This window comes from Salmonella sp. SJTUF15581 (genome assembly GCF_043356775.1).
Taxonomy (GTDB): domain Bacteria; phylum Pseudomonadota; class Gammaproteobacteria; order Enterobacterales; family Enterobacteriaceae; genus Salmonella; species Salmonella enterica.
Genome location: NZ_JBEUJY010000014.1, coordinates 13,681 through 27,752, shown reverse-complemented (window position 1 = coordinate 27,752; position 14,072 = coordinate 13,681). Strand labels below are relative to the sequence as shown.

12 protein-coding genes and 1 tRNA gene are annotated in these 14,072 nt (G+C 46.7%); 8 read left to right on the top strand and 5 right to left on the bottom strand.

Annotated elements, in window-relative coordinates; translation table 11 throughout:
* Window positions 1-141: 141 nt before the first annotated feature.
* Window positions 142-426, bottom strand: a complete 285-nt coding sequence (locus ABVN36_RS19850; RefSeq protein ID WP_000030904.1) for a YfcZ/YiiS family protein — start codon at window positions 424-426, stop codon at window positions 142-144.
* 370 nt (window positions 427-796) lie between these two features.
* Between ABVN36_RS19850 and fadL the strand changes: the two genes are divergently transcribed.
* A complete protein-coding gene (gene fadL / locus ABVN36_RS19845; RefSeq protein WP_001518618.1) occupies window positions 797-2,104 on the top strand; it encodes a long-chain fatty acid transporter FadL in 1,308 nt (435 codons plus the stop codon).
* 60 nt (window positions 2,105-2,164) lie between these two features.
* Here the strand turns inward: fadL and mlaA are convergent, their stop codons facing one another.
* A complete protein-coding gene (gene mlaA, locus ABVN36_RS19840; RefSeq protein ID WP_000776787.1) occupies window positions 2,165-2,920 on the bottom strand; it encodes a phospholipid-binding lipoprotein MlaA in 756 nt (251 codons plus the stop codon).
* Window positions 2,921-3,208: 288 nt separating this feature from the next.
* Between mlaA and ABVN36_RS19835 the strand changes: the two genes are divergently transcribed.
* The 6 genes from ABVN36_RS19835 to ABVN36_RS19810 all read left to right on the top strand — a co-directional run bounded on the left by ABVN36_RS19835 (window position 3,209) and on the right by ABVN36_RS19810 (window position 8,497).
* The gene (locus ABVN36_RS19835) at window positions 3,209-4,150 is read left to right on the top strand and encodes a formate/nitrite transporter family protein (RefSeq protein WP_000377779.1); all 942 of its coding nucleotides are present in this window, start codon (window positions 3,209-3,211) and stop codon (window positions 4,148-4,150) included.
* Between the two features lie 75 nt (window positions 4,151-4,225).
* Window positions 4,226-4,300 (top strand) — tRNA-Arg (locus tag ABVN36_RS19830).
* 163 nt (window positions 4,301-4,463) lie between these two features.
* Window positions 4,464-5,633, top strand: a complete 1,170-nt coding sequence (locus tag ABVN36_RS19825; protein ID WP_017441447.1) for a tyrosine-type recombinase/integrase — start codon at window positions 4,464-4,466, stop codon at window positions 5,631-5,633.
* A 134-nt stretch (window positions 5,634-5,767) separates the two neighbouring features.
* Window positions 5,768-6,130, top strand: a complete 363-nt coding sequence (locus ABVN36_RS19820; protein WP_023138702.1) for a GtrA family protein — start codon at window positions 5,768-5,770, stop codon at window positions 6,128-6,130.
* A complete protein-coding gene (locus tag ABVN36_RS19815) occupies window positions 6,127-7,053 on the top strand; it encodes a glycosyltransferase family 2 protein (RefSeq protein WP_023138703.1) in 927 nt (308 codons plus the stop codon). The genes ABVN36_RS19820 and ABVN36_RS19815 overlap by 4 nt, the downstream gene beginning before the upstream one ends.
* A complete protein-coding gene (locus tag ABVN36_RS19810; RefSeq protein ID WP_024137322.1) occupies window positions 7,043-8,497 on the top strand; it encodes a hypothetical protein in 1,455 nt (484 codons plus the stop codon). The genes ABVN36_RS19815 and ABVN36_RS19810 overlap by 11 nt, the downstream gene beginning before the upstream one ends.
* A gap of 31 nt (window positions 8,498-8,528) precedes the next feature.
* Here ABVN36_RS19810 and ABVN36_RS19805 read toward each other — a convergent pair whose 3' ends face one another.
* Entirely contained in the window at window positions 8,529-10,316 is a 1,788-nt protein-coding gene (locus ABVN36_RS19805; protein WP_112324616.1) for a phage tailspike protein, read from the bottom strand.
* Between the two features lie 19 nt (window positions 10,317-10,335).
* Here ABVN36_RS19805 and ABVN36_RS19800 point away from each other — a divergent pair, with 19 nt between their 5' ends.
* Window positions 10,336-10,683, top strand: coding sequence for a hypothetical protein (locus tag ABVN36_RS19800; RefSeq protein ID WP_226907133.1), 348 nt, complete (start codon window positions 10,336-10,338; stop codon window positions 10,681-10,683).
* Between the two features lie 217 nt (window positions 10,684-10,900).
* On the opposite strand, the gene ABVN36_RS19795 is transcribed toward ABVN36_RS19800, so the two are convergent.
* Both ABVN36_RS19795 and ABVN36_RS19790 read right to left on the bottom strand, forming a co-directional pair.
* A complete protein-coding gene (locus ABVN36_RS19795; protein ID WP_023138706.1) occupies window positions 10,901-12,718 on the bottom strand; it encodes a hypothetical protein in 1,818 nt (605 codons plus the stop codon).
* Window positions 12,718-14,067 carry a phage DNA ejection protein gene (locus tag ABVN36_RS19790; protein ID WP_023138707.1) on the bottom strand — a complete coding sequence of 450 codons (1,350 nt, stop codon included), beginning with the start codon at window positions 14,065-14,067 and terminating at the stop codon, window positions 12,718-12,720. The genes ABVN36_RS19795 and ABVN36_RS19790 overlap by 1 nt, the downstream gene beginning before the upstream one ends.
* Between the last annotated feature and the right edge of the window lie 5 nt (window positions 14,068-14,072).

Genomic DNA, 14,072 nt, shown 5'->3' with positions numbered 1-14,072 from the left:
CCTGATCACAGTCTTAACCAATTTTTTACATTTAGCCAAGCAGAGAGAAAAGAAAGTGGGAGCTAAGGCACAGTGAAGGGAAGCGACAAAAAAAGAAAACGCCTCCGCCAGATGATGACGGAGGCGTCGTGAATGAACGGATTAACGCAGGCCGAGCTGGAAGATCAGCGTTTCTGCTTCGCAGGCGAAAACAAAATCAATATCCAGACGAACGCCTTCGGATTCCTCGGTAAAGGTTGGCGTAATTTGGCAAGGTTCAGACTCCACGCTACGCGCTTTTTCGGTTAACGCCGCCAGCGTCTCTTCAGCCTCTGCGCGGGTAGCGAATACGCGGCTGTATGACGCGGTGCAATCGGAGTTGTCCATGATGGTTCCAACGTCCATACAGCAGCAAACCGGGGTTTCATCAGCACTGCATTTACTCATTGTAGATTTCCTCTGTATTTGCACCCAGGGTGCCAGATAAACGATGGGGATATTTTACGCTCCCGGCATTCGCCTCTCCAGTCGTTAATGGTGGGAAACGCGTTAAGTGACCGAAATCACACTTAAAAATGATCTAAAACAAAAATCGCGCGATCGGGTGACCGTTAAGCCCGCCGATTTTGCCAGCCAGATCTCGTTTCTAAGATCACAATTGAAAAAACTTATAAACATACTTGCAACATTCTAGCTGGTCAGACCTATACTCTCGCCACTGGTCTGATTTCTAAGTCGTACCGCAGACCCTACACTTCGCGCTCCTGTTACAGCATGTAACATAGTTTGTATAAAAATAATCAATGAGGTTATGGTCATGAGCCAGAAAACCCTGTTTACAAAGTCTGCTCTCGCAGTCGCAGTGGCAATCATCTCCACCCAGGCCTGGTCTGCAGGCTTTCAGTTAAACGAATTTTCTTCCTCTGGCCTTGGCCGGGCCTATTCGGGTGAAGGCGCAATCGCAGATGATGCGGGTAACGTTAGCCGCAACCCGGCGTTAATTACCATGTTTGACCGCCCGACGTTTTCAGCGGGCGCGGTTTATATTGATCCTGATGTTAATATTAGCGGGACATCGCCATCTCGTCGGACGTTAGATGCGGATAACATCGCGCCGACGGCCTGGGTGCCGAACGTCCATTTTGTCGCGCCGATTAACGATCAGTTTGGCTGGGGGGCTTCTATTACCTCTAACTATGGTCTGGCGACAGAGTTTAACGACACATACGCCGGCGGCTCGGTAGGCGGTACGACCGATCTTGAAACCATGAACCTGAATTTAAGCGGCGCTTATCGCTTAAATGAGGCCTGGAGCTTCGGCCTCGGCTTTGATGCGGTATACGCGCGTGCGAAAATCGAACGTTTTGCGGGCGATTTAGGCCAGTTGGTCGCGGCACAGAATCCGGCGCTGGCGCCGGTCGCGGGTCAGATTCCCAGCGACACCAAGATTGCCCACCTGAACGGTAATCAGTGGGGCTTTGGCTGGAATGCCGGTATCCTTTATGAACTGGATAAAAATAACCGCTACGCGCTGACCTACCGCTCGGAAGTCAAAATTGACTTTAAAGGCAACTACAGTAGCGATCTTCCCATCGCTATAAACCGATTTAACCTGCCTATCCCAACGGCAACCGGCGGCGCGACGCAGTCAGGCTACCTGACGCTGAATCTGCCGGAAATGTGGGAAGTGTCCGGTTATAACCGTGTGGCGCCACAGTGGGCCATCCACTATAGCCTGGCCTATACCAGCTGGAGCCAGTTCCAGGAATTGAAGGCAAAATCGACCGCCGGCGATACGCTCTTTGAGAAGCATGAAGGCTTTAAAGACGCTTATCGCATTGCGTTGGGTACCACCTATTACTACGATGACAACTGGACGTTCCGTACCGGTATCGCCTTCGATGACAGCCCGGTACCAGCGCAAAACCGTTCTATCTCTATTCCGGACCAGGACCGTTTCTGGCTGAGCGCCGGTACGACTTACGCCTTTAACAAAGATGCGTCTGTCGACGTTGGCGTCTCTTATATGCATGGTCAGAGCGTGAAAATTAATGAAGGCCCTTATCAGTTTGAATCTGAAGGGAAAGCCTGGCTGTTCGGTACTAACTTTAACTACGCGTTCTAATCTCTTTCTGAGACGGATCAAAAAGGTGAGCATTGCGCTCACCTTTTTATTTACTGCCGTTTATTCCGAGTCGATCTCTTTGAGTTCATCCTGAATCGCCTGCGCGTTCGGGTTTTCCTGCGGCTTGAGTTTTCCGCCATTGGCGATAAAGTCATGACGCTGGAAGTACGCCTCGCGCACCATAATATAAGGATCGGAAGACTGGCGCAGCAAACCATCGGAGTCCAGCAACTGCGCGCGGGTTTCTATCCCTTCGATAGTCCATTTTCCTATGGACATTGGCCAGGTCAACCACGAGAGCACCGGATACAAGGTATCCGCCATATCCCCGCCATCTTCACGCAGCGTGAAGCTGCCGTAGAACGGAAGTTGCATATAAGGCCCATACCCCACGCCATAATGGCCCAGCGTACTGCCAAAGCGATGCGGTTCAACGCGCTGCAGCTTAGGATTCGCCATTCCCGCGACGTCAATAAAGCCGCCCATCCCTAATAAGGTGTTCAGGAAGAAACGGGTGAAATGCACCATACCCTGATAAGGATCGCCCTGCAGGAAATAGTTCACCATGATCGCCGGTTCTTCGAGGTTGCCGGTGAAATTACTTAAACCGTTACGCGCAGGCTGTGGAACATAATCACGCCAGGCGACCGCGACCGGCCGAACAACATACGGGTCCAGCACATTAAAGTTGAAGTTGTACATGGTGCGGTTAAACCCTTCAAATGGGTCTGAACGCCCCTGCTGTTCTGTACCGGAACTCGCACACCCGACCAGCAGTGTGGTTCCCAGCGCCAGCGCCGACAGGCGAAGCTTCATAGATGTCTCCCTGTGAATTATGGCTATCGCTGATTGCCATCCATGACGGAACGCTACCGTATCCGCCTGTTTAGGTGTGAGCGATTTTAACAGCACGTCAAACGATGTCTATATGCGCGATCTCATTGCTCTGAGCATAGCCTGGTAACGCAACAACGTGACGGCCCTATTCTAACGAAACAGATAAAAACGAGCGTGATCATTTTTATTTTTTCGGAGAATGCCCCGGCCTGGGTAAATGAAAAACCGCTACGCTTTATTAATATGTGTTAATCAGCAGAGATCATCATGGATAGCCTTAACGACGATAAAATTAACCGGCAAAGCAGTGACCTGGAAGTTGAAAGCGAAGAAAAACAAAGCGGTAAAGAGATTGAAGTGGATGAAGATCGTCTTCCTTCCCGCGCCATGGCGATTCATGAACATATTCGCCAGGATGGTGAAAAAGAGATGGAACGCGATGCGATGGCTTTGCTCTGGTCAGCCATTGCCGCAGGACTTTCTATGGGGGCATCACTCCTGGCGAAAGGGATTTTCCACGTGCAGCTTGAAGGCGTTCCCGGCGGCTTTTTACTGGAAAATCTCGGCTATACCTTTGGTTTTATCATTGTCATCATGGCCCGCCAGCAATTATTTACTGAAAATACCGTTACCGCCGTATTGCCGGTAATGCAAAATCCCACTCTGAGTAACGTTGGCCTGCTGATGCGCTTATGGGGCGTAGTCTTATTGGGCAACCTTATTGGCACCGGGGTTGCTGCGTGGGCATTTGAATATATGCCTATATTTGATGAAGAGACCCGCGACGCCTTTGTCAAAATTGGTATGGAGGTCATGAAAAATAGCCCAACGGAGATGTTTGCCAACGCGATTATCTCTGGCTGGATCATCGCCACAATGGTATGGATGTTTCCTGCAGCAGGCGGGGCGAAGATTGTGGTCATTATTTTGATGACCTGGCTTATCGCGCTGGGCGATACCACCCATATTGTCGTCGGTTCCGTTGAAATTTTGTATTTGGTTTTCAACGGCACGCTGCCCTGGAGCGACTTTCTCTGGCCCTTCGCCCTTCCTACACTTGCCGGGAATATCTGCGGCGGCACCTTTATTTTCGCATTGATGAGCCACGCGCAGATCCGCAACGATATGAGCAATAAGCGTAAGGAAGAAGCGAGGCTACGCGGCGAGCGCCTGGAACGGGAGCGGAAAAAAGCGGAAAAACAGCGCTGAGTGGCGACGGTTTAACCAGTCAGGCGGCGCTACACTTACTCCGGCGAATAAAAAACGCTATACTGGCGCCGCGTTGTCCCCTTAGTTAAATGGATATAACGAGCCCCTCCTAAGGGCTAGTTGCAGGTTCGATTCCTGCAGGGGACACCACTTTTCAGTTCTTCCTCGTTCGTTACAGTTCTAGAATCCCCTTAATAATCACTACTTATACCAAAAATAAGTTCTTAGACGTTCGTAGCAGATCGTTGACTACCGCACAATAATGCGGGCATATTGTGGGCACATGTTAAAATGACCACGGATTTATGCCCACATGCTCACGGTTAAGCAAATTGACGCAGCAAAACCTGCAGAAAAATCATATCGCCTTGCTGATTCTGGAGGCCTGTTCCTGTTCGTACCTCCATCAGGCAAAAAGGTGTGGCGAATGCGCTACCGGTTCGAAGGAAAGGAAAAGACGCTGGTCATCGGTCCCTATCCGCAAATCTCCCTTACCGAAGCCAGGGCAAAACAGTCTGACGCGAAAATGAAGCTGCTTGCTGGCGTGGACCCATCAGAACAGAAACAGGCTATAAAGAAGAAGGAAAAGGAAGAAGTAGCTGATTCGTTCGGTGATATCTTCAGGGAGTGGCATGCTCATAAATCGAAGGTATGGTCGAAAGGATATGCTGACGAAATGATGAACATGTTCACTGACGATATATTGCCGCTCATCGGACATCTGAGAATGGAAGAGGTGGAGCCGATGATGCTACTGAAGGTGATCAGGCTATTTGAGGACAGAGGGGCAATGGAACGGGCTGATAAGGCTCGTCGCAGGTGTGGCGAGGTTTTCAGCTACGCAATAGTAACCGGAAGAGCTAAATATAATCCGGCTCCAGACCTTGTTGGGGCAATGAAGGGTTACAGAAAAAACAACTACCCTTTCCTACCTATGCATCGCATTCACGAATTCCAGAGGGCGCTGAATGGGTATGGAGGCTGGGTTATAGGTAAGATTGCTGCTCAAGTTCTTCACTATACAGCAATGCGAACAGTGGAGTTACGTTCGTTGGCATGGTCAGGAATTGACTTTGAAAACAGGCTGATCACCGTTGACCCTGAAGTCATGAAAGGAAGAAAACTGCATGTCGTTCCAATGTCAGAGCAAGTTACAGCGCTTTTCAAATTCCTGCAACAAATCACCGGACAGTACGAACTTTGCTTCCCGGGAAGGAATGACAGGAAGAAGCCAATCAGCGAAAATGCCGTCCTTGGTGTAATCCGCGGCATAGGATATGAAGGGCAGACATGCGGACACGGTTTCAGACATCAATTCAGCACAGTACTCAACGAGAAGCACTGGAACAGCGACGCAATAGAGATGCAGCTGGCACACGTAAGCGGCGGTACGCGCTCAGTTTACAACCATGCTGCATATCTGGCTACCCGCAGAGAAATGATGCAATTTTGGGCGGACTGGCTTGATGAGAAGGTACCATAAAAATGTAACAAAACCATACGAATCAGTTAAAAGCCTGTGTTCCCCTATTTTTTCTCACCCTCCTGCGTCACAGGTCGATCGTTCACTGCTCAAATGCTAAACTTCCGGCCTCCAAGAACTCAATGTTTTTTATAATGCTAAAGTTATTCACTAAGTACACATCGATAGGCATCCTGAACACGCTCATACATTGGGTTGTTTTTGCAGTATGCCTCTATGGTTTGCATACAAATCAGGCGCTGGCGAACTTTGCCGGGTTCGTAATTGCTGTTTCGTTCAGCTTCTTTGCAAACGCCAGATTCACATTCAACGCATCAACCACAACTATGCGTTATATGCTATATATTGGTTTCATGGGAACATTGAGTGCTACCGTTGGATGGGTTGCAGATAAATCCGCATTTCCACCAATCATTACTCTTATCACTTTCTCTTTCATCAGCCTGATATGTGGATTCATTTATTCAAAGTTCATTGTCTTTAGGGATGCGAAATGAAAATCTCGTTAGTCGTTCCGGTCTTCAATGAAGAGGCCACGATACCTATTTTCTATAAAACGGTTCGCGAGTTTGAAGAGCTAAAACCGTATGAAGTTGAGATTGTTTTCATCAATGACGGAAGCAAAGATGCTACGGAGTCGCTTATTAATGCTCTGGCAGTATCCGATCCACTTGTCGTTCCGCTGTCATTCACCCGTAATTTCGGCAAAGAACCAGCCCTGTTTGCCGGACTTGACCATGCAACTGGTGACGCAGTAATTCCGATTGATGTCGATCTGCAAGACCCGATTGAGGTTATCCCTCATCTCATTGAGAAGTGGCAGGCTGGCGCGGATATGGTGCTGGCTAAGCGCTCAGACCGCTCAACTGACGGGCGCATGAAGCGTAAGACAGCCGAATGGTTTTATAAGCTGCATAATAAAATCAGCAATCCGAAAATTGAAGAGAACGTCGGTGATTTCCGGTTAATGAGCCGTGAGGTTGTCGAAAATATTAAATTAATGCCCGAACGCAACTTGTTCATGAAGGGGGTGCTCAGTTGGGTTGGCGGAAAAACGGATGTTGTTAAATATGCCCGCGCTGAACGCGTAGCCGGTGATTCGAAATTCAACGGCTGGAAGCTGTGGAATCTGGCACTTGAAGGTATCACCTCCTTCTCAACCTTCCCCCTGCGTATCTGGACTTACATCGGGTTAGCTGTCGCCGGTGTGGCATTTCTGTATGGTGCCTGGATGATATTCAACACTCTGGCGTTCGGTAACGCCGTGCGGGGGTATCCGTCTCTGTTAGTTTCAATCCTGTTCCTCGGCGGCATCCAACTGATTGGTATCGGTGTACTCGGTGAGTATATCGGAAGGATCTACATTGAAACCAAAGCAAGACCTAAATATATTTTGAAGAGGAAGAACAGTGTTAAATAGAAACACAGTAACTTTATATTCTATATTTTCGATATGTGTTTTCGCACTATGCCTTTATATATCCTTCAATAACCCAGTTACATCTGACGGAGCCTCTTTATTTTTAGAAGCAAAGGATATGGCGGATGGAAACATTCTGCTACGCGGATGGACGCTTTCAACCGTATCTTTTTATTTTACTGAAGCGATTTGGTATGCGATAGCAATCAGGGTTTTTGGCGACAGCATATACCTGATGTATGTGTTACCAGCCACATTTTATACGATTGCTATTGTGCTGGCCTTTGCACTGTCACGTACAGACGGGAAAAGAAAATGGTCAATCGCAGCGCTAATTCCATGCGTAATCATTTCCTCTCCGCTGGCATCAACCATGACACTGGAGACATGTGTACACGTTGGGACCATTATATTTGCTCTGGTTTGTTTAAATGTGCTTAAGTGTGATAGGCACACAACCACTAAACTGGCATGCGTAGGGACTCTCACTGCTGCATCTGTATTCAGTGACTCGATATTCAACTACTATATCACTATACCGATAGTCTTTGCTTTTGCTGCGCATGTATTGTTAAACAGGGACTTCAGCAAGTGGCGATATGTACTTGCAGTTATTATTGGTGTTGTCATAGCAAAGTCACTTGCTTTAATAGCAAATCATTTTGATTTACTAAACGTGCCAGGCACTCAGCCGCCAGCATTTGTTAGCTATGAGAATATTCCGTCCAACCTGAATCTTTTCATTGTTGGTATCATCCAGTATTTCGACGCCTTCATTTTTGGAAAGCAACTTTCTGCAAGCAATACACTGATATTCGGCAGATTTGCAGTGATGATGATTTGGTTGGCTCTTTTAGTTGTAGCTATCAGAAACAGGTTCAAAGAGACTTTTGTTGATACTGTATTGGCTATTTCCTCAGTATTGCTGCCAGTCGCATATGTAGCAAGTAATATGCCTGTAGACCTTGGAACTACAAGGTATCTGGTTTTCTCTTTTATTACTGGATCTGCTTTGATTGCTCGTTATCTCAATTCACAAGCCGATCAAAAACTCTATGCTTTTGCTTCAACTATCATACTGATTTTTATTTTCTTCCCAAGCGGGGATTACAAGCTACCCAATTCCAGAGTACAAGATATTAGTAACTTTGTGCGTGATAATAATCTCGGTGATGGTTACGGTACATACTGGGTTGCGTCTGCCGTTTCTCTATTTAAAAACGGCGACGTAAGGCCAGTCACGTTTACTGAAGAAAACAAAGCGGCTAGGTTAAACTGGCTGTCAAATAAAGCATGGTATGGATTTAAATCAAGGTATATCGTCACAGAGTTCAAGCATGATATTGATAAGATATTAGCGCAGTATGGCCGCGAAGGTCGTATAAAAGAGATTGATAATGCATATATAATTTACTATGATGACGCAAGAATATTCATAGAATAAAAAAAGGCGCAGAAGCGCCTTTCCATTCATCTTAAGAATTTATTACCGAATTATATCCAACCTGTGGATCCACCGTAACATTGTTAATTATCGCATTATCTGTGTTTTTCCAGAGACTATTTCCTGTAAACACTATATGCTCTCCATTGAGGTTGGCTCCAGTTTTTTGCCGAAACCTAGTCCAATCAAGATTTCCAAGTGTGTTTCCAGTAGCCGCAATACTATTGCAACTATCAAGAAAAAGGCCACTATTTTTATTTCCACTCAATACGTTTCCGGTAATGCTACCTCTGTTGCATCGATACAGTGAAAGGCCGTTATCAGTCCCTTCTACTATCTCATTACCAGTAATTTTAAAATCCATACAATCTTCAAGCAAAACTGAACTATCTAATCCGTCACTATCTCGTGGGCCACCAATCCAATTGTGATTAAGGTCCAATAACCACACAGCCAGACAGTGTATAGAGCCACTTAGGTTACTATCAAAATCACAGTTACTTGCATTTACGACCGTAAAGTTGAGCATGTTAATGTTATTTGAGTTACAATAAAGACCAACAGTTGCGTTATAAAAAAAGGTACATTGTTCAAAGAATACTGATGGTGTATGCACGACAACACAACCAGGACCTGCTGAAGTATCACGGAACACACATTGCGAGAAAAATATAAATGTACCAATTGGCATCAAAAGATTAACAGGGTCATTGTAGCGCGTCTCAATTCTGCAACCGTTATTTTTCGCGCCATAAAAGGTGCATCCTCTTAAATTCCAGTTGCCAACTCCTTCTAAAAACATTCCGTTATAGCCACCAGATGTTGTGACATTTACTATATCAAAGTATTGTGTAAAACTGCTATGTATGGCCGTTGTTCCGCTTAATGGATAGACCGCTAAGTCTTTAATTACACCATTCTTTATCCTACTATCCCAGTTCTGCGCTGAAATTTCGATGTAATTACCACCGGTAACATCATCACTCATTTGTCGCAATACAGCTATCCCACCATTTCCTGAGATACAACCATTAACCAATATAATCTTTGTTGAATAATATTCTGCGGCTGGCAAAATGCACTTTTTTACACTTTCTGCCGACTCAATATACTGCTTATTATCAAACGCACTCCCGGCGTTCGGAACAACTCCAAACTCAGTTGCATCTCCCGGACCCGTGATACGTTTCCACGCATACGTAGAGCCAACCGCAATAGTGCCACCGTCGTCCGTTAAACCAGTTTTATCAACGCACTGAAATACTCCAGCACCATGACCTTGATACTCTTCATGCCAGCCTGTCAGGAGAGCGTAGTCTCCGATCTCATTTGAATCATCATCACGCATAGCCTGAAATGATTTGAATTTTAACTCAAGCTTCGCTAATTCATTATCATGCCTGTTCAATGTGTCATATACGTTACTGTCTTTATACCCTACTTTTTTAGATCCATCCGGCTCAGCCAGTTCTTGTCGGAACTGATCTGGGTCATACTTCAATACGTTAGCAATATAATCAACCTGAAAACCATAGGCATCATAGATAGCCATGCTATGACCCTGAACGGTGACAATTTTCACCAGTTGACCGTTGTATACGATTTTACCGGCTGAGTTGATAATTAGCGGCTGAGCAATCTGGACGTGAGATCCATCCTCATTTTCAATGTATACGGGTATCTGATTAGCAGGATTAACCGGATCGGTATCTATCTTACCAATGTAAATTTTCCCATTAGCAACAGCTTTAAACGAACGGGATTCAGTGAAGATTGGACGAGGGTTAGAAACAACTACGTTGGCAGTGATATCTGTCATTTAATGTGCTCCAGATGCAATGAATCGCCGCAGCGTGGCCACGGTGAATTTTGGGCATAAAAACCCAGCCAGTGCTGGGTCGTTGCGTTGGTTATCTGTCAGTAGCGATGTAATGAAGGAGGTAATTCTTTATTCTTCAACATTATCCATGCGGAAATACCGTTCTATCACCTACAACTTGCTTTGCTCCCCCTTGCGCTTACCTCATGGTATCCTGCACAAAACTAAGGAGGTTGGCGTGTTAGAAATAATAGTATTAGTTCTTGGTATAGCCTGTTGCGCACTCTATGCAGAGTTAGTTGCCCTCAAGAAAAAGGTTCAGGCATTAGATCACCCATATGAAATTGATGCAAAATTGAACGATTAACGGAAGAGAATACACACTTAAAAAATTCCATAAGGACACTAACTGATGACAACTACAAACTGTCCAATGCACTGGCTAAGTGGGAAATAGTAAGTTATGAAAGAATGACGGACATGATTTTTTCGTCTTATATGGCTACAAAATCTCCTGAAACATCAGGAAAAGGAATAATTGCAGCTATTGAAAAGAGAATTAAATAGCCATCCATGGCGTTTAATCACTGCTGTGTTGCCTGGTTAGCCAGTAGCGGCCTTACAGCCGTAGCAGCCTGACTCAACGCTCTTTCATAGGCTGGCGTTCCTGCCTTAGTATTCGCCAGACGTAAGAGCGCATTCCTTGCCATAGGGCTTTCATAAACCCTAGACATAAGGCCAATTCCTGTTTCACCGGCCAAGAGAGCGCCACCAGTTTTTAGATTACCAATAACCCTTACTAAAGGCGCAAGTGTCATACCAGTTTTTGTCACAACATTGGCCTCAGATGCTCTTTTGGTAGCTTCGAGAATAGATAGCATCCCCTCTATCTCTTTTCCGTGCTTCCCGCCAAATACAGTTTTAAACACTTGACCATTTGCTTGTTTTTGCAGCTTGCCAAGCTCGGTCATCATTTTCTGAGGGCTGTCACCTACCTTGTCAGCTATTTTGCTGATATATGCAGCCCTTAGCATGTCTTTGCCTTTTTGATCGAGTTTCCCGTACAATCGAGCTATATCTGACCCATATTGCCCATAAACAATGGTATTTACAGTCTCTGGTGTTAAATCGCCTTTGTTTAGAACGTTTTTAAGTCGCGTCTGAGTTGCATGCGTTGCCATTTTTGCATAATCAGCTTTTCCTGCTCTCCATGCTGAAGCATCTTTTGGGCTAATTCCTTTCGCTATAGATTTACTAAGGCTATTGGTTAGCGAGTTATAGACCCTGTCTACCATTGTTTGCGACATTGATGGCAGAACTGTGCGATCGCCTTTTACGTCAATGCGGAACTGAGTTCTTAGCTTATCAAGTAACTCAAAGGCATCATCGCCACTGGATATCTCCTGAATGGCATTCTTGTAATCATTAAGAGCAGAAATGGTCTGGGTATCAGAAACACCTTTAAGTTTTCCAAGTTCGTTTACTGCGCCGTCGATAGCTCTTATGGCACCACTTGTATCAACTGTCTTACCAACCATTCTACCTGACAGGTCGTTTAGCTTTGACTTGGCTAACGATTTTTCCCTTGCAACACCTGACTTTAGGCTATCAACTACTACCGATGGATCATAGTCGCCGTATTTTTCGGTGAAACGATTAACAAGCTTGGATCTGGCATCCTGCTGAGCAGCTCTCATTGGTCCAGTTCCAGCGATGACCCCCTCTGAGTAATCCTGCAGTTGATTGCCGAGCTTTGTTTTTGGAGGGACTACATCCGATGTCATAACTGGTACATCTGCCGCAGCGGCACGCTTGAGCAATTGCTGATCTGCAGGAGATATATCACCTCGCAGCGCTGTCACTCCTCTTCCTATCCCTTTTGCAACAGCCGATAAAGCCCCTTGTGCCCCAAGGTTGATGGCGGCATTCTTTGCAACATTGCCAGCAAAATCACCTTGCTGATTAGCGGCCTCAGCGATTGACCCGATAGCCATATTACCCGCCACTCCAACCCCAGGGACAAGATACCCACCAATAGCCTCCCCTGCCTGAGCATATGGATCGGTCGGTCGGTCAACGGGGCGATACACGTCATCCAGCACTTTCGGGCCGCCTAACCCCTGACTAATTGCGTTAATGAGGCTCGCCCCACCCTGCAATACATCAAAAGGTATGTTTACCAGCCCGCGTCCAGCCTGCTCGGCGATTTGTCCTGCGCCCTGCCCGCCAGTCAGGAAATCACCGGCACGCTGCATTAATGATGGTTCTGTCTGCTGTTCTGCTGGTTGTGTTTCTACTGCCGATGCCTGCCCAGAAAAATACTCATCAATGGCGGCACCAATATCCTCAGTGCTTGTACCATCAGGAAAGGTGAATGTCTTACCGTTTGCAGTTACTTTCATCATTCCACCGTGAATTGAATGCCGGATTTAGACGTGTAGCTTCCTCCGACTGATTGCTGAGTCGCTGGCTGCTGCCTTGATGATTTCTGCCCACCATTACCAACATCAACGTTGTACTGCTGGTTATAATTGTTGGTGTATTCCTGTATCTCACGAATAGACTGCTGCATAGCCTCCGGGCTTGAGTAGTCAACTTGCGGCATCCCCTGAAAATACATCTTCGCTTCTGCAATGGTGTTGATACCGCTAGCGCCCATATCTCTTGCTGCTGCCACGCCCTGATTCTGCATTCTTCCCTGAATACGTTGTGCGGAGTTATATAACTGGCGTTGCTCTTTGCCTGTGAGTCGGCTGCGAACATCTGCACCAATTGCCGGATTTCCTGCTCCGCCAGTCATGCCAGTCATGAAATCGAGAGCAGAAGCATCTGCATTTGCGATTGCGTCAATGTCTTTCTTCATCGCGTAGTTCTGTGCGCTTGCCGCAGACGTTGGAGGTGCTGCAATAGCACTTGCCGGTACGCGAACCATATTGCCGTTATCGTCAATGCCTTCGTAAAATGCATTCGCCCCTGCGCCGTGAAGTTTTCCGTCAATGTTGACTGTTCTACCATCTGCAAGCTGAACGACCCTATTCCCCTCAACTCCTGATATCGTTCTGGCGTTTGCCCTTTGCATTGCCAAATCCTGACCGCGGCGGGCTGTAGAGGCTGACATGTCTTGTCCGCGCATAGTAATATTTTGCCCGCGAGCCTGAAGTCCTTCCCCTGCTTTATTGCTGCGGATTGTTTCAGCAAGTCGACCTCGGTCAATCTCGCGACCTGTCAACTTGTCCTGAATATCAAAATACTTTTCTGGTCCTACCGCGTGCATCCCAATAAGGTCTGTTAACTGCGTGAAGCCTTCAGGGCTTTGTTGATATGTCTGCCACGCCTGTTCAGGAGATACGCCAATTTGCTGCAGTGTATTCTGGTGAGTGGCAAGCTCTCGCATCACCGCTTCAGGCCCCTGAACGGCGGCAATATTCAATCGTGCAGACATATCGCCCATTGCCTGATTTCTGTCAGCATCAACAAACCCCATGCCCTGACGAATTGTTTCAATCTGGTCTGGATTGGTGGCCGCAAGTTGACGCAAGGCATCGCGGTCACCTGCCGCATAAGCCTGACCGAAAGCTTTTTGAAAGTCAGAAAGCCTCATTGCCTGACCAACTGCACCAAGACCCTGAGCAAGTTGAACTCCAACGTTTGGTCGCTGGCTAAAGTCGTAGTTTGATAGTGATGGCTGCCCGGGAGCGTTCTGGTTCGCCACCTGCATTGATGGCAAACCAGCAAGTTGAAATGTAGCCACGATAA